This is a genomic window from Glutamicibacter sp. FR1 (genome assembly GCF_047300825.1).
Taxonomy (GTDB): Bacteria; Actinomycetota; Actinomycetes; order Actinomycetales; family Micrococcaceae; genus Glutamicibacter; species Glutamicibacter nicotianae.
Map to the genome: position 1 here is coordinate 1,087,743 of NZ_CP178602.1, position 22,799 is coordinate 1,110,541.

Annotated in this window: 26 protein-coding genes; 19 read left to right on the top strand and 7 right to left on the bottom strand. The window is 62.2% G+C overall.

Annotation, left to right across the window (positions count from 1 at the left end; all coding sequences use genetic code 11):
• Positions 1-55: 55 nt before the first annotated feature.
• Positions 56-775 (bottom strand): transcriptional repressor LexA, encoded by a 720-nt coding sequence (lexA, locus tag ACLQ8T_RS05200; RefSeq protein WP_038992596.1) that lies wholly within the window; start codon positions 773-775, stop codon positions 56-58.
• A gap of 258 nt (positions 776-1,033) precedes the next feature.
• On the opposite strand from lexA, the gene ACLQ8T_RS05205 reads away from it, so the two are divergent.
• From ACLQ8T_RS05205 to ACLQ8T_RS05240, 8 genes are all read left to right on the top strand, one after another.
• Positions 1,034-1,387 carry a LysM peptidoglycan-binding domain-containing protein gene (locus ACLQ8T_RS05205; RefSeq protein ID WP_052253918.1) on the top strand — a complete coding sequence of 118 codons (354 nt, stop codon included), beginning with the start codon at positions 1,034-1,036 and terminating at the stop codon, positions 1,385-1,387.
• An 80-nt stretch (positions 1,388-1,467) separates the two neighbouring features.
• The gene (locus ACLQ8T_RS05210; protein WP_038992594.1) at positions 1,468-2,574 is read left to right on the top strand and encodes a histidinol-phosphate transaminase; all 1,107 of its coding nucleotides are present in this window, start codon (positions 1,468-1,470) and stop codon (positions 2,572-2,574) included.
• A gap of 22 nt (positions 2,575-2,596) precedes the next feature.
• Positions 2,597-3,217 carry an imidazoleglycerol-phosphate dehydratase HisB gene (hisB, locus tag ACLQ8T_RS05215; RefSeq protein ID WP_013348471.1) on the top strand — a complete coding sequence of 207 codons (621 nt, stop codon included), beginning with the start codon at positions 2,597-2,599 and terminating at the stop codon, positions 3,215-3,217.
• Complete coding sequence (gene hisH / locus ACLQ8T_RS05220; RefSeq protein ID WP_038993703.1) at positions 3,218-3,853, top strand: imidazole glycerol phosphate synthase subunit HisH; 636 nt, start codon at positions 3,218-3,220, stop codon at positions 3,851-3,853. It begins immediately after the preceding gene.
• Between the two features lie 17 nt (positions 3,854-3,870).
• Positions 3,871-4,005: a hypothetical protein gene (locus ACLQ8T_RS05225; protein ID WP_413455899.1), complete on the top strand. Its 135-nt coding sequence runs from the start codon at positions 3,871-3,873 to the stop codon at positions 4,003-4,005.
• Positions 4,006-4,034: 29 nt separating this feature from the next.
• A complete protein-coding gene (priA, locus tag ACLQ8T_RS05230) occupies positions 4,035-4,772 on the top strand; it encodes a bifunctional 1-(5-phosphoribosyl)-5-((5-phosphoribosylamino)methylideneamino)imidazole-4-carboxamide isomerase/phosphoribosylanthranilate isomerase PriA (protein WP_413455900.1) in 738 nt (245 codons plus the stop codon).
• A gap of 221 nt (positions 4,773-4,993) precedes the next feature.
• Complete coding sequence (locus tag ACLQ8T_RS05235) at positions 4,994-5,875, top strand: SseB family protein (RefSeq protein WP_128469885.1); 882 nt, start codon at positions 4,994-4,996, stop codon at positions 5,873-5,875.
• Positions 5,876-5,916: 41 nt separating this feature from the next.
• The gene (locus ACLQ8T_RS05240) at positions 5,917-7,254 is read left to right on the top strand and encodes an MFS transporter (protein ID WP_413455901.1); all 1,338 of its coding nucleotides are present in this window, start codon (positions 5,917-5,919) and stop codon (positions 7,252-7,254) included.
• Here the strand turns inward: ACLQ8T_RS05240 and ACLQ8T_RS05245 are convergent.
• Both ACLQ8T_RS05245 and ACLQ8T_RS05250 read right to left on the bottom strand, forming a co-directional pair.
• Positions 7,251-7,802 (bottom strand): GNAT family N-acetyltransferase, encoded by a 552-nt coding sequence (locus ACLQ8T_RS05245; protein WP_413455902.1) that lies wholly within the window; start codon positions 7,800-7,802, stop codon positions 7,251-7,253. The two genes, ACLQ8T_RS05240 and ACLQ8T_RS05245, sit on opposite strands and share 4 nt — an antisense overlap.
• A gap of 96 nt (positions 7,803-7,898) precedes the next feature.
• On the bottom strand, positions 7,899-8,264 hold the full coding sequence (locus ACLQ8T_RS05250; RefSeq protein WP_204721408.1) for a DUF1844 domain-containing protein: 366 nt from the start codon (positions 8,262-8,264) through the stop codon (positions 7,899-7,901).
• Between the two features lie 328 nt (positions 8,265-8,592).
• Here ACLQ8T_RS05250 and infC point away from each other — a divergent pair, with 328 nt between their 5' ends.
• The 9 genes from infC (at position 8,593) to ACLQ8T_RS05295 (ending at position 16,662) form a co-directional block, all read left to right on the top strand.
• Positions 8,593-9,243 carry a translation initiation factor IF-3 gene (gene infC, locus ACLQ8T_RS05255; protein ID WP_413455903.1) on the top strand — a complete coding sequence of 217 codons (651 nt, stop codon included), beginning with the start codon at positions 8,593-8,595 and terminating at the stop codon, positions 9,241-9,243.
• 165 nt (positions 9,244-9,408) lie between these two features.
• The gene (rpmI, locus tag ACLQ8T_RS05260) at positions 9,409-9,603 is read left to right on the top strand and encodes a 50S ribosomal protein L35 (RefSeq protein WP_013348480.1); all 195 of its coding nucleotides are present in this window, start codon (positions 9,409-9,411) and stop codon (positions 9,601-9,603) included.
• 104 nt (positions 9,604-9,707) lie between these two features.
• Positions 9,708-10,355, top strand: coding sequence for a 50S ribosomal protein L20 (gene rplT / locus ACLQ8T_RS05265; protein ID WP_038993693.1), 648 nt, complete (start codon positions 9,708-9,710; stop codon positions 10,353-10,355).
• Between the two features lie 135 nt (positions 10,356-10,490).
• On the top strand, positions 10,491-11,345 hold the full coding sequence (locus tag ACLQ8T_RS05270; RefSeq protein WP_413455904.1) for a TrmH family RNA methyltransferase: 855 nt from the start codon (positions 10,491-10,493) through the stop codon (positions 11,343-11,345).
• A gap of 25 nt (positions 11,346-11,370) precedes the next feature.
• Positions 11,371-11,811, top strand: coding sequence for a (deoxy)nucleoside triphosphate pyrophosphohydrolase (locus ACLQ8T_RS05275; RefSeq protein WP_413455905.1), 441 nt, complete (start codon positions 11,371-11,373; stop codon positions 11,809-11,811).
• 86 nt (positions 11,812-11,897) lie between these two features.
• On the top strand, positions 11,898-12,527 hold the full coding sequence (locus ACLQ8T_RS05280) for an LppM family (lipo)protein (protein WP_413455906.1): 630 nt from the start codon (positions 11,898-11,900) through the stop codon (positions 12,525-12,527).
• Between the two features lie 142 nt (positions 12,528-12,669).
• The gene (gene pheS, locus ACLQ8T_RS05285; RefSeq protein ID WP_413455907.1) at positions 12,670-13,749 is read left to right on the top strand and encodes a phenylalanine--tRNA ligase subunit alpha; all 1,080 of its coding nucleotides are present in this window, start codon (positions 12,670-12,672) and stop codon (positions 13,747-13,749) included.
• A gap of 3 nt (positions 13,750-13,752) precedes the next feature.
• Positions 13,753-16,296 carry a phenylalanine--tRNA ligase subunit beta gene (pheT, locus tag ACLQ8T_RS05290; RefSeq protein ID WP_413455908.1) on the top strand — a complete coding sequence of 848 codons (2,544 nt, stop codon included), beginning with the start codon at positions 13,753-13,755 and terminating at the stop codon, positions 16,294-16,296.
• Between the two features lie 156 nt (positions 16,297-16,452).
• Entirely contained in the window at positions 16,453-16,662 is a 210-nt protein-coding gene (locus tag ACLQ8T_RS05295; protein WP_038993684.1) for a hypothetical protein, read from the top strand.
• Here the strand turns inward: ACLQ8T_RS05295 and ACLQ8T_RS05300 are convergent.
• Complete coding sequence (locus tag ACLQ8T_RS05300) at positions 16,659-17,141, bottom strand: GNAT family N-acetyltransferase (protein WP_413455909.1); 483 nt, start codon at positions 17,139-17,141, stop codon at positions 16,659-16,661. The genes ACLQ8T_RS05295 and ACLQ8T_RS05300 overlap by 4 nt on opposite strands.
• Positions 17,142-17,401: 260 nt before the next feature.
• A complete protein-coding gene (locus tag ACLQ8T_RS05305; protein ID WP_204721422.1) occupies positions 17,402-17,923 on the bottom strand; it encodes a phosphoribosyltransferase in 522 nt (173 codons plus the stop codon).
• Between the two features lie 295 nt (positions 17,924-18,218).
• Here ACLQ8T_RS05305 and ACLQ8T_RS05310 point away from each other — a divergent pair, with 295 nt between their 5' ends.
• Positions 18,219-19,733 (top strand): DUF5129 domain-containing protein, encoded by a 1,515-nt coding sequence (locus ACLQ8T_RS05310; protein ID WP_413455910.1) that lies wholly within the window; start codon positions 18,219-18,221, stop codon positions 19,731-19,733.
• Positions 19,733-20,413 carry a 4'-phosphopantetheinyl transferase family protein gene (locus ACLQ8T_RS05315; RefSeq protein WP_413455911.1) on the top strand — a complete coding sequence of 227 codons (681 nt, stop codon included), beginning with the start codon at positions 19,733-19,735 and terminating at the stop codon, positions 20,411-20,413. The genes ACLQ8T_RS05310 and ACLQ8T_RS05315 overlap by 1 nt, the downstream gene beginning before the upstream one ends.
• 47 nt (positions 20,414-20,460) lie before the next feature.
• On the opposite strand, the gene ppk2 is transcribed toward ACLQ8T_RS05315, so the two are convergent.
• Positions 20,461-21,357 carry a polyphosphate kinase 2 gene (gene ppk2, locus ACLQ8T_RS05320; RefSeq protein WP_413455912.1) on the bottom strand — a complete coding sequence of 299 codons (897 nt, stop codon included), beginning with the start codon at positions 21,355-21,357 and terminating at the stop codon, positions 20,461-20,463.
• 132 nt (positions 21,358-21,489) lie between these two features.
• Positions 21,490-22,791 (bottom strand): M1 family metallopeptidase, encoded by a 1,302-nt coding sequence (locus ACLQ8T_RS05325; protein WP_413455913.1) that lies wholly within the window; start codon positions 22,789-22,791, stop codon positions 21,490-21,492.
• Between the last annotated feature and the right edge of the window lie 8 nt (positions 22,792-22,799).

Genomic DNA, 22,799 nt, shown 5'->3' on the forward strand with positions numbered 1-22,799 from the left:
TGATTAAACGAAAATTGCGCTGGTGCCAAGCACCAGCGCAATATCCACACGAAATCTAGAGTGAGCGCATGACCGAGACGACCCGTCCCATGATCTTTGCTGCATCACCCAAAATCGGTTCGTAGCGCGAGTTCTGCGGAAGCAGCCAGGTATGCCCATCACGCTGCCGGAAGGTCTTGACGGTCGCTTCCTCGTCCAGCAGGGCTGCGACGATGTCGCCGTTGTCTGCCGTCTGCTGTCGGCGGACAACTACCCAGTCGCCGTCGCAAATCGCGGCGTCAACCATTGAATCGCCGGACACCTTGAGCATGAACAGTTCGCCGTGGCCCACGAGCTGACGAGGCAACGAGAAAACATCCTCGACGGACTGTTCTGCCAGGATCGGACCGCCAGCAGCAATACGGCCAACCAGCGGAACCATGGTGGTGTCAGCAGAAGTGCTCAGTTCAATGATCTTGGCGTCTTCGCTGGCAGCCGGCTCGACCGGCTCCGAGGCCTCGGCCTTTTCGGCATCGTCGGACAATTGCAGTGGCAGCAGGATTTCCATCGCGCGCGGACGGCGTGGGTCTCGACGGATATAGCCGAGCTTTTCCAACTGGCTCAACTGGTGGGTCACGCTCGACAGACTCTTGAGTCCGACAGCGTCGCCAATCTCACGCATCGATGGCGGATAACCGTTCTTGCCGATAGACCGCTGGATCGTCTCCAGGATCTTCTTTTGGCGAATCGTCAGCGAACGTGCATTCGATCGGGGAGTGCGTTGTGATGCTGACATGAGATTTTGCCTTCCCTAGCAATCATTCGAAAGTTTGCGTGTCCAAACTGTCGGAGCTAGATGGTGAGATGTTTTCATTGCTCGTCTACTTCGAAATCTTAGTAGATAAGCGAGCTTCTTTCAAAGATTTGTTCGAAAACTTCTGGACAAGTTCCGCGAACCTCTGTTAGAACAGATGTACGAGGTTCGAACAAGTTTTCGAATCCGTACTTTCGAATAAAAATTCGCATCACTTGAATTTCTTGAGGAGACAACGTCATGGCTACCGTCGCACTTGACTCAGATCAGACCCAAGCGCCGCTGAAAATCCGCATCAACCGCCGCGGTTGGGCTGTGCTGGTGGGGATGCCCGTTTTCGCACTCACGATCGCTGCTGCTTTCTTCTTCTCCATGTTCGCCTCTGACGCGCATGCCGCGGCAGAAGATCCTGCTGGGGTTGGAACCATCGATGTCACCGTGATCCCCGGGGATACGCTATGGAGTTTGGCTCGCGACTATGCCACCGGTTACGACGTGACGTCCGCAGTTGGCCACATCGCGGAGCTCAACGCCTTGGACGGCAGCGAAATCCAGGTTGGAGATACCTTGTCGATTCCGGTCCTTGCCGGTTAGCTTCCCCCGCTGGCTAGAGTTTGTTACCTGCAGCCGTAGCGGATTCACTGGCGGGCTCGCTGCGCACGTAGACTTGATGCGTGAATGACCGCAGTGAACTTTTGAGTCAGCTGCCCTTGCGTGAGAATCTCCGCGGGCTATCCCCTTATGGCGCACCGCAAATTGACGTGCCGATCCAGTTGAACGTCAACGAGAACACCCATCCGTTGCCACCGGTAGTCGTAGACGCCATTGCCCAGGAAGTGGCCAAGGCAGCGGCAACTCTGAATCGCTATCCCGACCGCGAGTTCACCGAGCTTCGTGAACTTCTTGCCGATTACCTCGGCCACTCGCTCACCAAGGAGAACATCTGGGCCGCGAACGGTTCGAATGAAATCCTGCAGCAGATCCTGCAAGCCTTCGGCGGTCCAGGCCGTACCGTGATGAGCTTCGGCCCCACCTACTCCATGTACCCGCTGTTGGCCAGTGGTACTGATACCACCTATATCGCCGGTGAACGCGCCGAGGATTTCACCCTGTCCGCCGAATCTGCAGCCGCGCAGGTCCGCGAGCACAAGCCGAATATCGTGTTCCTGTGCTCGCCGAACAACCCCACCGGCACCGCCCTTGGCCTTGATGTCATCACGGCCGTGTACGAAGCCATGAGCGAGCACAACGGCATGGTGATCGTTGACGAGGCGTACGCCGAATTCTCCTTGGCCAGCACCAAGTCCGCACTGAGTCTGCTTGAAGGCCGCCAGCGATTGATCGTCTCGCGCACCATGTCCAAGGCATTCGGCCTGGCCGGCGCACGCGTCGGCTACCTGGCCGCCGCGCCAGAGGTCACCGATGCCATCCGCTTGGTGCGGCTGCCGTACCACCTGTCGGCCGTGACCCAGGCAACGGCGATCGCCGCCTTGAAGAACATCGAGTTGCTGCTGGCGCAGGTCGAAGACATCAAGTCCCAGCGTGACCGCATCGTCGCGCGCTTGAAGGAACTGGGCCTGAAGCCATCGGTCTCCGACTCCAACTTCGTCTTCTTCGGTGGCGTCGAAGACCCCCACGCTATTTGGGAAGGCCTGTTGGAAGCCGGCATCATCATCCGCGACAATGGAATTCCGGGGACCTTGCGTGTTACGGCCGGAACCGAATCAGAAACCACAGCCTTCTTGGAACGACTTGCCGAACTGCTCGGCTCGCAGAAGTAATCAAAGACAAGCGAAGGAAGACATGTCTGCCGAATTGATTGGCGCACGTCGCGCCCGCATGGAACGCGTGACCAGCGAATCGTCCGTATTCGTTGAATTGGATCTCGATGGAACCGGAGTCTCGGAGATCAGCACCTCGGTGCCGTTCTATGACCACATGCTGACTGCGCTCTCCAAGCATTCGCTCATCGACCTCACCGTGCGTGCTACCGGCGATACCCACATCGATGTCCACCACACCGTTGAGGACACCGCGATCACCATCGGCGAAGTGCTGCGCGTGGCGCTGGGCAACAAGGCAGGCATCCGCCGCTTCGGCACCTCCTACGCTCCGCTGGACGAGGCGCTGTCCCGTTCAGTCGTCGATGTCTCGGGCCGGCCATACCTCGTGCACTCCGGCGAGCCTGCTGGCCAGGAATACCACTTGATCGGCGGACACTTCACCGGCTCGATGACCCGCCACGTCTTCGAAGCCATCACCTTCCACGCACAGATCTGCGCTCACATCGAGGTGCTCTCGGGCCGCGACCCGCACCACATTGTCGAAGCGCAATTCAAGTCCTTCGCCCGCGCCTTGCGCGAAGCCGTAGAGCGCGATGAGCGCATGGGCGACAAGATCCCATCCACGAAGGGTGCCCTGTAAGTGGAGAAGAAAACAGTAGTTGTCCTGGACTACGGTTCAGGCAACGTCCGTTCCGCCGTGCGCGCCTTGGAAGCCGCCGGCGCCGAGGTGGAACTGACCGCAGACCCGAAGAAGATCGTGGCTGCCGACGGACTGGTAGTCCCGGGAGTCGGCGCCTACGCCTCGGTCATGGAGCAGTTGACCGCAACCGGTTCCCTGCGCTGGATCGGCCGCCGCATCGCCGGTGGCCTGCCCGTCTTGGGGATCTGCGTGGGCCACCAGGTCTTCTTTGAAGAAGGCGTGGAGCACGGGGTGAAAACCGAAGGCATCGGCGAATGGCCGGGCAAGGTTGAACGCCTCCAGTCGGATGTCATTCCGCACATGGGCTGGAACACGGTGCGCCCGCCGGAAGGATCCAAGCTTTTCGCAGGCATCGAGGACGAGCGATTCTACTTCGTGCACTCCTACGCTGTGCAGAAGTGGGAATTCGACGTCACCCAGCCGGCGATGACCCCGCCGCAGGTGACCTGGTCGACGCACGGGACGCCATTCGTGGCCGCCGTCGAAAACGGCCCGCTCTCGGCAGTCCAGTTCCACCCGGAGAAGTCCGGCGACGCTGGCGCACAGCTGCTGCGCAACTGGTTGGGGACACTCTAGGCATGTGGAGCCTCATCTTGGGTGTTATCGGGGCCTTCCTGATCGGCGGGGCCATTTCGCTGAAGAACCAGAAGGCCCATATTTCATGGATCATCGCGCTCTGGGTGCTTGCAGGCATTAGCCTGATCGCAGCCTGGGCCCTGACCTACTAACCACTTTTTACTTCTTCACTAAGGACATCATGAGCGAGCAACCAATCCTCGAACTCCTGCCTGCGGTAGATATCGCCGGCGGCCAGGCAGTGCGCCTGGTCCAAGGCGAAGCCGGTTCCGAGACCGGATACGGCGACCCGCTGGAAGCTGCGCTTTCCTGGCAGAACGCCGGGGCCGAATGGCTGCACCTGGTCGACCTGGACGCAGCCTTCGACCGCGGAAGCAATGTCGAGATCGTCCAGCGCATTGCCAAGGAACTGAACATCAAGGTCGAGCTCTCCGGCGGCATCCGCGACGACGCCTCCCTGGAACGTGCACTGGAATTCGGCGCTACCCGCGTCAACCTCGGTACCGCCGCACTGGAAAACCCGGAATGGACGAAGCAGGCCATCGCCCGCCACGGTGACAAGATCGCCGTGGGCATGGACGTGCGCGGAACCACCTTGTCCGGCCACGGCTGGACCAAGGACGGCGGCGACCTGTGGGACGTCCTAGCTCGCTTGGAAGACGCCGGATGCGCCCGCTATGTTGTCACCGACGTGACCAAGGACGGCACGCTGCGCGGTCCAAACGTTGAACTGCTGCGCGAAATCGCTGCCAAGACCAGCAAGCCGATTGTCGCCTCGGGCGGCATCTCCTCGCTTGAAGACCTCCGCGTCTTGCGTGAGCAGGTTCCTGAAGGCATCGAAGGCGCCATCATGGGCAAGGCGCTGTACTCAGGCCAGTTCACCTTGCAGGAAGCCCTCGATGTGGCAGGCCGCCGCTAGGCACCAAGCCCCATCCGCGAAAGGCGATTCAGAAGCTTCCTGCTTCTGAATCGCCTTTCCATTTGTGAAGCCGGATTTCTGCAATACCTCCCCCTGGCAGCGATTGCGCACAGACGGCAGGGAGTGAAATCTGAAATGCCACCGTTCGGGGTGGCCAAGCTCATGAATGCAGTTTTGGAACTTCCTGCCAACAACCTCGAAACCACCGATAGCATGGAGCTATGAGCACCGAGCAACCTGAATCCGCACCCAAACGCCATCTGCCGGGACATATTGTCGCTGCGCTGGCGCAGGCAGGCTCAAAAACCGACTCTGCCGGCCAGGATTGGGAAGGCCGCGACCTGAGCGGCGAAGGCAACCCCCTGCATAACTTCGACAAGGACGACGGCAAGGCCGACGCCAATGTCGTTGCCGCTTTGGCAGCCTTGCGAGCCGGCACCGCGGGGGAGGGCGAAGTGCATCAATCCTTGTCACAGGCGCGCGTTTTCGTTGCGGTGGTCGCCCAGCTCGGTGAAGAAGCGATGACTGAACACGGCTTCGCCTCCGATAAGGAAGCCGATATGGCGCTGGTGAAGATCAAGGCCCCGGATGGCCGCATGGCTCTGCCGATCTTCACCACAGTTGAACGGCTTCAGACGTGGCACAAGGAAGCTCGGCCGGTGGCGGTCTACGCCCCGCGGGCGGCCCTCTCGGCAGTCAGCGAGGAATGCCAGCTGCTGGTCCTCGATCCCGGAAGCGATTTCACCTTCGTGCTTCGACGACCCGGGGTCTGGAACCTGGCTAAGCAGATCGAGTGGATTCCGAGTTATCAGAATCAGCAGATCGCCAACCTGGTGCAGGATGCAACCGAAGGCTTCAGCCAGTTGCAGACCGTCAAGGTTGCCCCGGGCAGGGGAGTCGGCTCCCGCAGCAAGGACGGGCAAGTTGTCCTTGGCGGAGGTTCCGGACCGGAACTGAACCTGCAGTTCGTCTTTGCTCCTGGAACGAGCGAAAACGATGCACGCGAGGCAACTCGCGCAATCCACGGGCGTTTGTCCCAGAACACCGAATTCGCTGAAGCAGTGGATTCCCTCGAACTCAGTTTGCACAGCGCGCCGAGCTAGACCGGCGGGCTCCTTTTGACCAGATAAGGAACTTTCCGGGCATGAAAAGCTATTGGCAGATCCTGCGCCAGCCGCAGATCTCACTGTTGTTGCTGATTGGCATGATTGCCCGCCTGCCACACTCTGCCTTGAGCATGCTGCTGCTGCTGCATCTGGTGAACAACCTCGACCAATCCTGGGTTTCAGCGGGCCTGGTCACGGCAGTCATGACCCTGGGCATCGCCATGGGCGCCCCCTGGCGCGGAGCCCGCGTGGATGTCTGGGGACTGCGCCGCGCGATGATCCCCTCGGTGATCGTCGAAACCCTCGTCTGGTGCACGGTGCCCCATGTTCCGCTGGTTTGGGTCTACCCCTTGGCCTTCATCGGCGGGCTCTTCGCACTGCCGGTCTTCTCCGTGGTGCGTACCGCACTGGGCATCATGACCACCGGTGAGCAGCGCCGTACCGCCTTCGCCCTGGACGCAACCGCCACCGAACTGGTGTTCATCGTCGGCCCGGCCAGTGCCGGCATTGTCGCCACCCAGGTCAGCAGCGTCATCGGCTTGAGCGTAATTGGCGTAACCTCGACGGTGGCCGGTTTGGCGCTGATGATCCTGAATCCGCCAACACGCAGCGACGACCCCAAGGCGATTGCTTCACGGGCCAACGTGCACGAAGAACGCCTGGGCGCGGAAGCCAGCTTCATTGCCGCCGCACCGATGGGCGTGCCCGAAGTCGAAGGCGAGCTGATTGCCGCCGGCATGAAATCCGCCCGTGCCCGGATCAAGCAGCGCGGACGCAACTTCAAGAACCGTTTCAACTGGGTCAGCGCTTCGGTCCTGGCGGTCTTCATCGCCTCGGCCGGAGCGGGCATGCTGCTCACCGGCACCGAGGTGGCCATCGTGGCCGAACTGGATGCGTCGGCGCAAAGCCACCAGCTTGGGCTGGTGTTCTTCTTCTGGTGCGGCGCCTCGCTGATCGGCGGCCTGATCTACGGGTCGATGACCCGGGTCATCTCTCCGCTGGTGCTGCTGCTGACCATGGCAGTGCTGACCATACCGATGTATTTTGCGTGGGATACCTGGTCGTTGGCGCTGTTCTCCGCCTTGCCCGGCTTCCTCTGCGCGCCAACGCTGTCGGCGGCCTCCGAATGGCTTACCGACCTGGTGGCTGAAAAGCGCCGCGGCGAAGCCATGGGCTGGTACGGATCGGCGATGACCGCTGGCACCGCGCTGGGCTCTCCAATCACCGGCATCTTCGTCGACAACTTCGGTCCGGCTCCTGCCTTTATCGGCATCAGCACGATGGCCGCGCTGGTTGTAGTGATCGCGCTGATCGCCCAGCAGATCCGCCGTCGCGTGCGCCGTGTCCGCCGCCGTCGCCTGGAAACGATCGCCTAGGCGCGAGGCGCTGGCCTGAGCCGCGAGTACATGTACATGTCCTTGCGGTCGGAGCCCACCCGTTCCCAGCTGCGCAGCAACCCTTCGCGCTGGAAGCCGCAGGCTTCGGCGGTCCGCCACGACCCCTCGTTCCAGGGCTCCACGTAGAGCTCCACCCGTTCGATGCCCGGATGCTCCAAGCCCCAGGCCGCCAGCGCGGTCAATGACTGCTTGGCAATGCCACGCCTGCGCCACCCAGGGGCGATCCAGTATCCGATGCTGGCCCGGCCCTGGTGGGCGTCGCGCAGCCAGAGGCCGATCTGCCCGGCAGCGGCATTTGTCGACGAGTCGGCGATGGCAAATGAGTACCCGCTGCCCTCGGCGACCCGGCGGTGCTGGCGTTCAATGAATGCCGCGTAGTCCGCTTCGGTCCCTTGCGCCGGGACAGTGGTGATCCGAGGAATGTACGGGTCAGCGGACGCCTGCCGCACGGCAGGGATGTCGCTGGGCTGGAAGGGGCGCAGGCGGTAGGCCCCGGCGTCCAGCACTGGCTGTTCGAGCATCTGCATGCTTCCAATCTAGCCGGTGATCCGAACAACAATGGACCCGTTTCCCGAAGGAAACGAGTCCATGATGTTAATCTCTTAAAATTCGGCCAATATTACCTAGTTGACCGGTCCGGTGAACTTCTCGCCCGGGCCCTTGCCTGGTGCATCGGGGATGATCGAAGCTTCGCGGAAGGCCAGCTGGAGGCTGCGCAGTCCGTCGCGCAAAGGCGCCGCGTGTTGGGAGCCGATCTCCGGCGCACCGGCGGTGACTAGGCCTGCCAGTGCGGTGATCAGCTTGCGGGCCTCGTCGAGATCCTTCAGCTCATTGGCATCTTCGCCCTCTGCAAGGCCGCACTTGACTGCTGCTGCACTCATCAGGTGGACAGCAGCGGTGGTGATGATTTCAACTGCTGCAACTTCAGCGATATCGCGCACCTGCTGGTCCACAGTGTGCTGGTGCGAGTTGGTGTCTTCGTTAGTCATACTGCTAAGCTTGTCACAGACCGACTCGATGCCGGTACTTCTCGCAGTTCTCCAGTTAGCCCTGGACGAGGGATTCGTACTAGTATTGAGCCATGCAAGTGGAGGCCAACTCCCACCCGCTGTCGCCGTTTCAGGCTTCCGGGTAATTCGGCAGGATCACAGCAATGCGATCCCCAAGCGCTTACGCGGGAACTTCCCGTGTTCGGCTGTGTCGTTCTTTCTGGCCTTCGCCTGCAATCGCAGACGGAGGCCTTCTTTGTTTGCGGTCATGGATTACGAATTTCAGGAGTGACACATCAGCGATCCACGCATTAACGAGCGCATTCGCGTGCCAGAGGTACGTCTCGTCGGCCCTAATGGTGAGCAGGTAGGCATCGTCCGCATTGAGGACGCGCTTCGTCTTGCTCTCGAGTCCGATCTGGACTTGGTCGAGGTGGCACCCAGCGCCAAGCCTCCAGTGTGCAAATTGATGGATTTCGGCAAGTACAAGTACGAAGCCGCCGTCAAGGCTCGCGAAGCTCGTAAGAACCAGACCAACACGGTCTTGAAGGAAGTCCGCTTCCGCCTGAAGATCGACACCCACGACTACGAGACCAAGGTCGGCCACGCAGTGCGCTTCCTGGGCGCAGGCGACAAGGTCAAGGCCATGATCCAGTTCCGTGGTCGTGAGCAGCAACGTCCAGAGATGGGCATCCGCTTGCTTGAAAAGTTTGCAGCAGACGTCGCCGAAGTTGGAGTCATTGAGTCCAGCCCGCGCATCGATGGCCGAAACATGGTCATGGTTGTTGGTCCGCTGAAGAACAAGGCAGAGGCTCGCCGCGAGCAGCAGCAGAAGTCGGGTGGCCGCAATTCGGCCAAGCGCAAGATCCGCACCGACGCTCCGGTCGAGACCGAGGGCCAGAATGTCGCAGCTTCCATGGATGATGACGCCCGCGCCAAGCTGGAGCAGGCACGTCAGGCAGCTGAAGGCGACGCCTAGCCAAGCCTGTTGGGCTTTCGGGCCCGTCACCGTTCACGGTGAAGGATTTTCCTCCGGGAAGATCCAACTACAAAAGAACAACAGCGGTCACCTTTATCGGGGCCCGCTTCGGATGATCCCCACCCGGTGCCTTACCGGGTGGAGCACGTAAGGAGAACGGCAGCTATGCCGAAGTTCAAGACTCACAGTGGCGCCAAGAAGCGCTTCAAGCTCACCGGCAGCGGTAAGCTCGCTCGCCAGCAGGCCAACCGCCGCCACTACCTGGAGCACAAGTCCTCGCGCGTTACCCGTCGCCTGGCTTCTGACCAGATCGTCGCCAAGGCCGATGTGAAGACCATCAAGCGGATGCTGGGCCTCTAAGCTCTCCCTTTCGCACTACGGGGAAGCAATACCCCACCACCCATAGATTTCACCCATCCCGCGGCATTGCGGGCACTGGGGAACTGACTTGAAGGAGTACACACGTGGCACGTGTGAAGCGGGCAGTAAACGCCCACAAGAAGCGTCGCGTCGTTCTGGAACGCGCAAAGGGTTACCGCGGTCAGCGTTCGCGCCTGTACCGTAAGGCCAAGGAGCAGCTGCTCCACTCGTTCGTTTACAGCTTCAACGACCGCCGTAAGCGTAAGGGTGACTTCCGCCGCCTGTGGATCCAGCGCATCAACGCTGCATCCCGCGCCAACGGCATGACCTACAACCGCCTGATCCAGGGCCTGAAGGCTGCTCAGATCGAGGTTGACCGCCGCATGCTCGCAGAGCTGGCTGTTTCGGACTCGAACGCTTTCGCCACCCTGGTCAAGGTTGCAAAGGACGCTCTTCCAGCTGACGTCAACGCACCAAAGGCTGCTGCTGAGGTTGCTGCCCCTAAGGCTGAGAAGGCTCCAAAGGCTGCTGCCAAGGCTGTCGAGGGCGAAGGCGTAATCAAGGCTGTTGAAGGCGAAGACGCTCCTGAGGGCTTCGTCATCAAGGGCAACGCCGGCTCGAACAAGTACCACGTTCCAGGTTCGACCTGGTACGAGCAGACTGAAGCAGAGTACTGGTTCAACTCCATCGAAGCTGCCAAGGCTGCAGGCTTCGAACCAGCTGGCGGCGAATCCCGTCAGCAGATGAAGTAATTCTCTTCTCCCTTTGAGCTGAAGCTCAGGTAGGACAGATCACAACGAAGGGCGGGTCCCGCGCATAGCGCGGACCCGTCCTTTGCGTGTATCTACCGGTATTCTCGAGTCATGAGCAGTTTTCCTCCAGAAGTGATGTCCAATCCACGCGCTGAACGGGTCAAGGCCATCGCGCGGCTGGCCAAGAGCAAGGGCCGCGAAGCCACAGGCGAATACCTCGCCGAAGGCCCGCAGGCTGTTCGCGAAGCGCTCAAGGCCCATCTGGAGGACGACAACCTGGTCCAAGGCGTCTACGCCGTCGGCGGGTTCCTGGAAAGCCACGAGGAATTCGCGCAGCTGCTCGACGAGGCGAAGGTGCCAACCCGCATCGTCACTGGCGAGGTGCTGCACGCCATGGCCGACACCCAGACCCCGCAGGGCATCCTCGCGGTCGTCGCCATGTCCCAGCCGCAGCTGAGCGAGGTGCTGGACACCAAGCCGAAGCTGATCGCCGTGCTCTGCCGCGTGCAGGATCCGGGCAACGCCGGCACCATCCTGCGCGCCGCCGATGCCGCCGGAGCCGATGCGGTGATCCTGACCAAGGGCAGCGTAGACATCTACAACCCGAAGGCCGTGCGCTCCACCGCCGGCTCGCTGTTCCACCTGCCGGTGCTGAGCAACATCGAATTCGACCACCTGGTCGCCGCCGCGAAGAGGACCGGAAGCCAGGTCCTGGCAGCCGACGGCTATGCCGCCCACAACCTCGATACCCTGCAGGATGCCGCCGCGCTGCGCGCACACCAGCCAGGCACCGCCACACCCGAAGGCCAGCCGGTGCTCGAAGCGCCCACCCTGTGGCTGTTCGGCAACGAAGGCCAAGGCCTGGACGAGCACGAGAAGGACGCCGCCGACTACCGCGTGGCAGTGCCACTCTACGGTGTCGCCGAATCCCTGAACGTGGGTACCGCATCCACCGTCTGCCTGTACGCCTCCGCCCGGGCCCAGCGCTAAGCGCAGAAGACCATCCTGAATACCCATGAGCACTGAACTCAAGCAAATTGTCGCCGTGGCCATTGTCGATGACCTGGCCCAGCCCACCAAGCTATTGGCCGCGCGCCGCAACCGCCCAGCAGCCCTCGCCGGACTCTGGGAATTTCCCGGCGGAAAGGTCGAACCGGGGGAGAGCGAAATCGAGGCCGTGCACCGCGAGCTGCGCGAAGAACTCGGGGTGCAGCTGCGTCTTGGCGCCCCGATCCCGGGCCCGCATCCGCAAGGCTGGCAGCTGAACGAGAAGGCCGCCATGCGCATGTGGTTCGCCCAGATCGCCGAGGGCGAACCAGCACCCCTGGACGGGCATGACCAGCTGGCCTGGCTCCAGCTCGATGATTCGCTGGGCGCTATCGTCCCATGGATTCCAGCCGATGCGCCGATCGTTGCGGCATGCCTGGCCCTGGCACGTGCAGGGGCGCAGGGCTAAACACCCGTAAGCTTGATACCACGCCAACATCTGGCATATTGCCTATCGCCGATATTTTTTGAGGAGCACACTTCGTGAAGCGAATTATGAGCGTTATCGCTCTGGCCTTCGCCGCCGTCCTAGCACTTTCCGGCTGCGTCAACATGAACGCAGAAGTCGACATCTTGGGCAAGGACAAGGTCGCCGGGGCCATGCAGCTGACCCTGCACAAGTCGACGCTCAACGGCGTCAGCTTCGAGGAAGTGCTCAACAGCCAGATCGACATCGAAGCGATGGAACAGCAGCTGGGGGACCAGTGGAGCTACAGCAAGGTTGATGATGGCGAGAACGTGGGCCTGCGCTTCGAGACCACCAGCCCGATGACCTACGTCCAGCTGGCCGACGCATTCAGCCTCTTCGGCTTCGAGATCAACCTGAGCGACGACGGGCAGGAATACACCTTCTCGATGCCGGGCGACAAGGCAGCCGTGGATTCCTCCTTCACCGAAGCTAACCTGCACGTCACCTTCCCGGGGGCTGTCACCTCGCACACCCCGGGTACCGTTGAGCACAATACCGTCACCTTTGACATGATCCAGGGAGCCACCGCCTACGAGGCCACCGGCAAGGTCAACCACGCCATGTTCTACTCCGCAGTGTTCGGCGGGGCGCTGCTGGTCTTGAGCCTGGTCTTCGTGGCTGCATTCGCACCCAAGGCCGCGAAGGAAGCGCACTAGAAAGCGGGAACCCCGCTTCAAGGTAAGAAGCTTCACGCCAAGGGCCCGTCATCGGTGAAACGATCACGGGCCCTTAGCCATAGAATGGAAGCAGAGAATTCTACGCGTAAGTACAAGATAAGAGTAAGGATCGATCGATCCCATGTCTGATCAGACAACTGAACAAGCTCCTGTCGGGGAGTCAAATGTTCCGCACCCAACCGATGAAGCAGGCATCCAGCATGCTGTCGACGCCGCCCTGGCAGCCATCGAGGCATCCGGCGACCTGAACGAGCTGAAGGAAGCCCGCTTGGCCCATACCGGCGAAAAGTCGGCGCTGTCGCTGGCCAACCGGCAGATCGGTAAGCTGGACAAGTCCGAAAAGGCCGTGGCCGGCAAGCTCGTGGGCGGTGCCCGCGGACGCGTCAACAAGGCGCTGGCCGCCCGCACCGTGGTGCTGGAGGAAGCCGAAGCCGCCCGCATCCTCATCGAGGAAACCGTGGACGTCACCGCGGCAGCCCGCCGCCGCCGCGTCGGCGCCCGCCACCCGCTCTCGGTGCTGCAGGACCGTGTCGCTGACATCTTCGTCGGGATGGGCTGGGAAATCGCCGAGGGCACGGAAGTCGAATCCGAATGGTTCAACTTCGATGCGCTGAACTTCAAGCCGGATCACCCGGCCCGCGAAATGCAGGACACCTTCTTCGTGGAGCCTGCCGACGCGCACCTGGTGCTGCGTACCCATACCTCCCCGGTGCAGGTCCGCTCGATGCTCGAGCGTGATGTGCCGGTCTACGTGCTGTGCCCTGGACGCACCTTCCGCACCGATGAGCTGGACGCCACCCACACCCCGGTCTTCCACCAGTTCGAGGGCCTTGCCGTGGACAAGGGCCTGACCATGGCCGACCTGCGCGGCACCCTGGAGCACTTCGCGCGGCAGATGTTCGGCGCCGAAGCGCAGATCCGTCTGCGCCCTGCCTACTTCCCGTTCACCGAGCCATCGGCCGAGCTGGACATCTGGCACCCGGGTGCCAAGGGCGGTCCGCGCTGGATCGAGTGGGGCGGCTGCGGCATGATCAACCCGAACGTGCTGCGCGCCGCAGGCATTGATCCGGAAGAGTACTCCGGCTTCGCCTTCGGCATGGGCATCGAGCGCACGCTCATGTTCCGCAACGATGTCCCCGACATGCACGACATGATCGAGGGCGACATCCGTTTCAGCCAGCACTTCGGGATGGAGATCTAAGCAATGCGTATTCCACTATCTTGGCTGCGCGAGTACGCGCAGGTACCAGCCGACGCCTCGGCTGAAGACGTCATGGCAGACCTGGTCAAGGTCGGCCTGGAGGAAGAAGACGTCCACCGCCCATCGGATGAGCTCTCGGGCCCCATCGTGGTCGGCCAGGTCCTGTCCCTGGAAAAGGAAGTCGCGTCCAACGGCAAGACCATCAACTGGTGCCAGGTCCGCGTGGTTCCCGAAGGCGCCGAGCAAACCCTGGCCGGCAAGGGCATCGACCCGTCCGGCGTGCAGGGCATCGTGTGCGGAGCGCACAACTTCGTGGAGGGCGACAAGGTCGTTGTCACCCTGCCCGGCGCCGTGCTGCCCGGGGACTTCAAGATCTCCCCGCGCAAGACCTACGGGCACACCTCGGCCGGCATGATCGCCTCCAGCCGCGAGCTGGGCATCGGCGAGGACCACGACGGCATCATCGTGCTCTCCCGCCTGGGCCTGGACCCCGAGCTGGGCACCGATGTACTGGAGCTGTTCGGGTTGCGCGATCAGGCGGCGGAAATCAACGTCACCCCGGATCGCGGCTACTGCTTCTCGATCCGCGGCGTAGCCCGCGAGTACGCGCTGGCCACCGGCACCTCTTTCACCGATCCGGCATCGAAGGTTGTAGTCACCGACGCGGCAGAAGCCGGCCATGAGGTCGTGCTGGCAGATGAGGCGCCGATCTACGGCGTGCCTGGCTGCACCCGCTTCGTGACCCGCGAAGTCACCGGCATCGACCCGAGCCGTCCGACCCCGCGCTGGATGGCATCGCGCCTGCAGCTGGCCGGCATGCGCTCGATCTCGCTGGTTGTCGACATTTCCAACTACGTGATGCTTGAACTCGGCGCGCCGCTGCACTTCTACGATGCTGACAAGCTGGCCGGTGCCATCACCGTGCGCCGTGCCGCCGCCGGGGAGAAGCTCACCACCCTGGACGACAAGGAACGCGAGCTGTCCGTCGAGGATTTGCTGATCACCGATGAATCCGGCGCCATTGGCATTGCCGGCGTCATGGGCGGCGCGGCCACCGAGGTCTCGGATTCGACCACCCGCGTGCTGATCGAGTCCGCGCACTTCGATGCCGTGTCCATCGGCCGTTCGCGCCGCCGCCACAAGCTGCCGTCCGAAGCCTCCAAGCGCTTCGAGCGCGGCGTGGACCCACGCGTCATGCAGATCGCCGCGCAGCGCGCAATGGACCTGCTGGTGGAGCTGGCCGGTGGCACCGAGACCGCCAAGGTCACCGATGCGGGCCAGATTCCTGCCGACACCACGATCCAGCTGCCGGCCGGTTTCGCCGGCGCACTGGTCGGCGTGGACTACACCGACGAGCAGATCATCACCGCGCTGGAAGGCATCGGCGCGAGCGTCGAGCAGAACGCCGAGGGCTTCGCCGTCACCGCGCCAAGCTGGCGCCCGGATCTGGCCATCAAGGAAGACCTGGTCGAGGAAGTTGCCCGCGTCGTCGGCTACGACAAGATCCCGGCAACCCTGCCGGTGGCCCCTCCGGGCCGCGGACTGACCCGCACCCAGTCCCAGCGTCGCCGCCTGCTGCAGGGATTGGCGGATGCAGGGCTGACCGAGGTCTTGAACTACCCGTTCGTCTCCGAAGCGCAGAACAGCACCTTCGGTGCTGCGCAGGCGGGGACCGAGGTGAAGTCCATTGCGCTGGCCAACCCGATTTCCAAGGAATTCCGCTTCCTGCGCACCTCGCTGCTGCCAGGCCTGCTGGAAACCGCACGCCGCAACATTGGCCGCGGCTTCCGCGATCTGGCGTTGTACGAAGGCGGACTCGTCTTCCTGCCAGGTGAGCAGCTGGGCTCCTCGGTGCTGCCTCCGCTGGGCGCCAAGCCAAGCGATGAGGTCCTGGCCGAGCTGTTCAATGGCGTCCCGAACCAGCCATGGCACCTGGCCGCAGTGCTCACCGGCCGCGAGGCAACGCCTGCCGCCGGCTTCGCCCCGCGTGCTTGGGACTGGGCCGACGCACTGGATGCCGCCTATTGCGCGGCGGATATCCTTGGCGTTGAGCTGGAAGTTGCCCAGGGCAGCCACCAGGCCTTCCATCCGGGCCGCGTCGCGGCGCTGAAGGTTGCCGGTGAGGTCGTTGGCTACGCCGGGGAACTGCACCCGGCGCTGCTGAAGGATGCGGACCTGCCAGCGCGAACCGTCGCCATGGAACTGGACGCCGCTGCCATGATGGCCGCTGCACCTGCAGTGGTTGCCGCCCAGCAGCATCTGTCCACACAGCCGCTGGCTACCCAGGACGTGGCACTGGTTGTCGACCAGGACGTCGTGGCCGGCGATGTGCGCGACGCGCTGCGTGAAGGTGCCGGTGAACTGCTCGAAGACATCGCGCTGTTCGACGTGTACCAGGGCCAGGGCATCGAAGACGGCAAGAAGTCTCTGGCCTTCGGCCTGCGTTTCCGTGCCGCCGACCGCACCTTGACCGCCGATGAGGCGTCCGAGGCCCGCGCCGCCGCGGTGGCCGTGGCTACTGAGAAGTTCGGTGCCACCCAGCGCTAGGCCCTGAATGTGACGTATGCCCTGCTGCTTTTCCGGGATTCGGGATAAGCAGCAGGGCATTTCGCATTGTGGCCGTGCACAGGGACTGCATGTTTGAGGCCTACACTTGGTCTGGGATGAACCGATACGGCGACGAGATGCAGCAGGAGGCTGGAAGTGAAGGGATTGCGTTCTTGCGGTGCTGTGCTGCTGGTGTTCTTCCTCGGCATCTTGGCCGTTGCAGTGCTCATCGCGGCCGGATGGGCGGCGGTGCTGTTCATCCAGCGCGGCGCAGGAACCCACCTCGATGAGCCGCCCACCCCGAGCGTTTCGGTGGAGGAAGAAGCACCCGATCCGCTTCGCCCCTCGGAAACGTTCACGCCCTAGCTGGCTGGCGGCATCGGAACGGTGGGCATAGCCCGTGTCAGCGTAATGAGCCCGGGTCCTTCCTTCGCCTGGGCGATGAATCCGTAGCGGGCAAGCACTTTCAGCGACGCGATATTCGAGTCGTCCACCCGTGCGATGAAAGCGCTGCGGCCGGATTCCTGCAATAGTGCGAGCCCTTCGCCGACGACTGCCTTCGCCAGGCCCTGGCCCCAGTACTCCGGGTCGATCCAATAGCCGATTTCCGTGGCCTGCCCGCGTTCGGTAGCGGTGAAGAGGCCAACCGGTGACTTCTGGCGGCGGGCGATGAACCAGGAGATCGCCGGATCGCTCAGGGCGTGCTCCACGCGTTGCACGGTGTATTCACGGCTCCAGGAGCTGCCGTCTCCGATGAAACCTGTGACGCGCTCATCTGCCGCGAGGCGTGCAACGAAATCCGTATCTGTCGTGGCCATCGGCGTAAGCACCAGTGAAGGACCCATGGCTTCAGCCTATGCCGGTTCGGCAGGAGGGCAAGCTTCGTTTCACGAGCCAAGCGGTTTCATGGCAAGAACCGTCAGTTCCCAGTAAAGACGGCCATGGCTTGGACTGGAGACCGAAATTTGGACTTGATCTGATTGAGTCGCACCGAGTTTGCGGGCATTGCTTGGAACACAGGCCTCTTCCATTCCCGTGGCAGGCACGGCAAAACAAAAGCAGGGAACGACGAATTTTCGTCGTTCCCTGCTGAAGTTGAAGAACTTTACTTGGCTCCGCCAGCTGTAACCGGTGGCAGGTCCGACCATGGGAAGGTAATCCACTTGTCGGTGCGGCGCCATTCGTAGTCCGGGACCATGATGGTGCGTGGCTTGGTGTACAGGCATACGGTCTTGACATCGGCGCCCCAAGCGGACACCAGATCGACGACCTTTTCAAGGGTCCGGCCGGAGTCGGAGACGTCGTCAACGATCAGGATCTTCTTGTCGCGCAGGTGGCCGTCATCAAGCATTGGGGGAAGAACCACTGGTTCAGGCAGAACGGTGCCGATGCCGGTGTAGAACTCCACGTTCAGCGCACCGCAAGCCTTGACACCCAGGGCGTAGGAAATGGAGCCGGCGAGCAGCAGGCCGCCTCGGGCAACTGCCAGGACGATGTCTGGCTCGAAGCCATCGTCGACAATGGTCTGTGCCAGCTCGCGGGAAGCCGCACCGAAGGTGTCCCAGGTGAGGATTTCGCGCTCTGGTTCTGAAAGGACGGATGCCCCTGAATCGTCAATGCTAGTCATTCTGCAATTTTATCCCCGAGTTCGTGGCAGCGATGCACAGTTGAAACCGACGGTTCACTTTTTCCTGCTGAGCCCGGAGGATTCCCATCCGCTGATTAGGCATGAATAGGCAGGCAATGGACCGGCTTGAGGAATCCATCACTTTTGGCGAAATCAGGCCTGGCGCCAGCGCATGGCGGGCTCGATGTGCCAAAAGCCGTCTTAATGATGACCCGTGCCGCATCCATGATCGCTAGTATGGGGAGAAAGGCCATCAGCCGGAGATAATCCGGAATCCCCATGAAGGAGACGCAACGTGAGCCCACGAACCTGGAGCATCCGGATAGCCGGTGCCGCAGCCATTCTCTCCTTGGGACTGGGAGGGGCGTTGCCTGCTGCGCATGCGGCCACCGGAGTACAGGTCGCTGCGGGGCAGAACCTGGAATCTGTCACCATCGATGACTACACGGGCAAGCTCAATGAGCAGAGGCTGCGTGATGCATTGGACGAACTCGATTTCAATGAGCCGACCGATGTGGCGATCTACGCCCGTAACGGGGAATACTCCGACGACATCAATACCGAAACTCTTGACTACGCCAAGTCGACGCATCCCGAATGGATTTCCGGCAAGCCCGAAGACTACGGCGACTACTGGGCCGATGGCCTGTTCATCATCACCTTGTCCATCGAAGGAGAGGGAGATGGACAGATCGGCACTTACTTTGGCGAAGACCGCAAAGTTTCCGAGAGCTCCATGGAGAGCATCCACGAGGCCGGCTACGACGATTTTAACCTGTCCCGCTGGACCGACGGCGTCATCGCCGTAGCCGACAAGGCATCCGCGATCATGAATCGTCCCTGGTACCAGCACCCTGCCTTGTGGATTACCACCGGCATCGGTGGACTTGTTGCCGCCAGCGTCGGCGGAGCCGTGCTGCATACCCGGTCGACACGGCGGAAAACTTTCGCCGAAGAATTGCAGCAGGGAACCGTGCACCTGACCAACGTCACGATGGATCTGGAAGAAACCGAACTGGCGGCCCGTACATTGCCGACCGCTTCAGGGCATGCAGCCGAGCTGGAACAGCGCTTCAGCAAGTTCATGGCCAAATACCGTGATTGCTTCGAAGCGCAGCAGTCGCTGGAGCAACAGAGCAAGAAAGAGCGTTCGGGCACCAACGGCGTGCGCCAGGCCAAGGAATTCCGAGAGTCAACCCAGTCCTTGGACCTGACGGATGACGCCATCATTGCCGCGGCCGCGCTCTATACCCGTTCGGCCTCATGGCAAGATGCCTGGCATGCGCAGACCAAGCCACTGGAAGAAGACCTGGACGATATCCGTGAATTGCTCAATGACGTCGAACCGGAGCTGAAGGGCAGTGCTGCCGCCTTGGCTTCCTACCGGGAAACTGCAACCACCGAGCTCAACACGCTGACGGCGCAGCTGACGGATGAATCGATCACCGTGGACCAGGCGCTTGATGGATTATCCGCATTGCGTGCGGAGCTGACCGAAAAGCTGGACGTCTTCGCCCAAGCGCAAATCGAGGTGTACGCGGAGAATGCGGAAGAGAAAGCCGATATGCAGTCGGAGCTCAAGAAATCCCGGTACGAAACCCGTGCCTATGACGGCCGTTCTGGAACCATCCTGGATGTCCTGAATCCCGCATCGATGTATTGGCGGGTGAGCGGCTACCACCACGGATATTCTTCAGGCGTCAGCGCAGTAACTGCCTCGCGTGAAGCGGCGAGCTCCTCCGGCGGAGTATCCAGCGGCTACTCCGGTGGCGGTAGCTTCTCGGGCGCTGGCGGATCCTCCCGCTTCTGATGAAATCCAGCAAGATCTTCGCGGACCTGTTTCCGCCGTCGGTGCCGGTCGTTGAGACCCGCATCGAGCTGGAGGAAGGCCCGTACTATCCCGAAGAAGAACGGTACATCGCCGATGCGGTGCCCGAAAGGCAGCGTGAATTCCGCACCGTCCGGGTGTGCGCTCGCCGAGCCCTTCGAGAACTGGGCCATGAAGGTGCTGCCCTGGTCCCGGATGAGAAGCGGGCACCAATCTGGCCAGCTGGCGTTGCCGGGAGCATGACCCACTGCGCGGGCTTCCGGGCAGCAGCGGCAGCTTCCACGAATGATATCCGTGGCGTGGGCATCGACGCCGAGCTGCATGTCCCGCTGCCAGAAGAAATCCTCGACATCATCTTGCTTCCCGAAGAGCGGCCGATGGTCGAAGACCTATCGGCACGCTATCCGGATATCGCCTGGGAGCGGCTGATCTTCAGCGCCAAGGAAAGCGTCTTCAAGGCCTGGTTTCCGCTGACCAGGCAGTGGCTGGATTTCCTGGAATGCCGAATTCTCATCGATGCGCCAGCACGCCGATTCCAAGCCCGCATCCGGGCCCTGCGACCGGCTGCCGCCGAGCATGGCCTCACCGTGATCGACGGACGCTGGATGGCCGAAGGACCACGCGGCCGGGGGCTGCTGGGGACTAGCGCCATCGTGCCCTAGCAGCGGTGCGCCAACCTAGCACGCATCAGCACGCACTAGGGGCAGCGCTAGAACTCTTCGCCGTGGGTAATCACCTTCGCGGCACGACCCACGATTTTCGGATCGGGAGAGCCCACCAACTCATGGTCCTTGCCGGTGTAGTCGAAAAGGTTCAGCACATGTCGCATCGCCTGCAAGCGGGCGCGCTTCTTGTCGTTGGACTTCACCACGGTCCACGGGGCATGCTCCGTATCAGTCTTGAGGAACATCTCCTTCTTGGCGTGGGTGTACTTGTCCCATTTATCCAGGGACTGCAGATCCATGGGCGAGAGCTTCCACTGGCGGACCGGATCGATGCGGCGGATGGTGAAGCGGGTCAGCTGCTCGCTGGCGGACACGGAGAACCAGAACTTCACCAGGTCGATGCCCTCATCGACCACCATCTTCTCGAAGGCGGGCGTCTGGTCCAGGAAGTGCTCCGCCTGGGCCTCGGTGCAGAATCCCATCACCCGTTCGACGCCGGCACGGTTGTACCAGGACCGGTCGAAGAGCACGATCTCGCCAGCCGAAGGGAAATGCTGCACATAGCGCTGGTAGTACCACTGGGTGGACTCGCGTTCGCTCGGCTTTTCCAATGCCACCACGCGGGCGCCGCGGGGATTCAGGTGTTCGGTGAACCGCTTGATCGTGCCGCCCTTGCCGGCGGCGTCGCGGCCCTCGAAAATGATCATGATCCGGCGGCCATGGGCCTTGGCCCACTTCTGCAGCTTCAGCAGTTCGATCTGCAGCGCGCGCTTTTCCACCTCGTAGGTGGCGCGATCCAGCTTGTGGTCGTAGGGGTAGTTCTCCCGCCAGGTATTGACGATGCTTCCATCGGCGCGGATCAGCACCGGATCGTCATCGTCGTTATCGAGGACGGAATAGCCCCGGAAGGCTTCATCGAGCAGCGGCATCTGAACAGTCATGCACCGACCGTAGAATTTTCCGGTGAACAGCAAGTGAACAAATCCTGAACATGACCAAGCCAGAGGGCAATTTGTGATGAAAGACAACCGCCCTGCGTCCCTTGCGGCTACGGCCGGCCCGCCGCGCACTGATCAAGCAGGGAAGGGCGGCAGGTCCTCGGAGAACAGCCAGGCATCAAGGATGGCCTGGATGTCGTGGGCCGGCGCGTAGCTGCCCAAAAGCCCAGCGAACTTCTGCGTGCTCACCGTCGAATGCTGGTACGTGGCGGTCCATTCGCGAAGCATCGTGTAGAAGCTGTTCTCGCCCAGCTTCCGCAGCAGCGCATACAGCGCTAGCGCGCCGCGCTTGTACACCCGGTCATCGAACATGTCCTCGGGCCCCGGGTCGCCGACCAGGATGTCCTGCGGCAAGGAATCGAGCATCTCCCACGCCTGCTTGGCGCGTTCGGCCAACGGCAACACCTCGGCGTGATCGGAGTACACCCACTCGCTGAAGCAGGCGAAGCCTTCGTTGAGCCAAATATCCTTCCAGCGGCCCGGGGTCAGCGAGTTGCCGAACCACTGGTGCGCGAACTCATGGGCGATCAGCCGCTGGGCTTCCCACTGCAAGGACAGGTGGTTCTTGCCGAAGATGCTCAGCCCCTGGGCTTCGAGCGGGATCTCCAGCTCGTCGTCCACCACCACGATCTTGTAGCTCCCGAACGGGTACGGGCCGAACTTGCGCTCGAACAGCTCCGCCATCGCCGCCTGCTTCGCGAACGCCCCGCGGACCGGCAAATCGGAGCCCGGGACCGCGTACGCCACCAGGTGGCCGCCTTCATCGAAGGGAATCTGCGAATAGCGGCCGATCTGCAAGGTCGCCAGATAGCTGGCCATCGGCTCATGCTGCTCGTACACCCAGGTTTCCCGGCTGGCCGAGCGGCGGTGGTCCACCAGCTGACCGTTGGCCACCACGCGGTATCCGGCATCCGCCGAGACCTCGAAGCGGTAGCTGGACTTGTGGCTCGGGTGGTCGTTGCACGGGTACCAGGTCGCCGCGCCCACCGGCTGGCCGGAGACCAGCACCCCGTCGGTGAGCTCTTCCCAGCCGAGTTCGCCCCACGGCCCATTCTCGGGTTGCGGGCTGCCGGCGTAGCGCAGGTTCAGCTCCACGCGCTCGCCGGCCTTCAGCACCGCGGGCAGCGCGACCACCATCCGGTGGTGCTTCTTGGCCACCGCCACCTTGCGTCCCTGGCAGGTGGCCTTGATGATCTTCAGGCCGCTGAGATTCAACGCGACCTCGCTGATGTCCTCCACTGCGCGGATGCGCAGCATGGCCCGGCCATCCAGCAGGTTGCTGGCCAGCTTGATCACCAGCGACAGGTCGTAGTGCTCAACCGTGTACTTCGCCGACCCGTGGTGCTTGGTGTATTCGTCGAGAATGTGATGGGGCATGGGTGGGG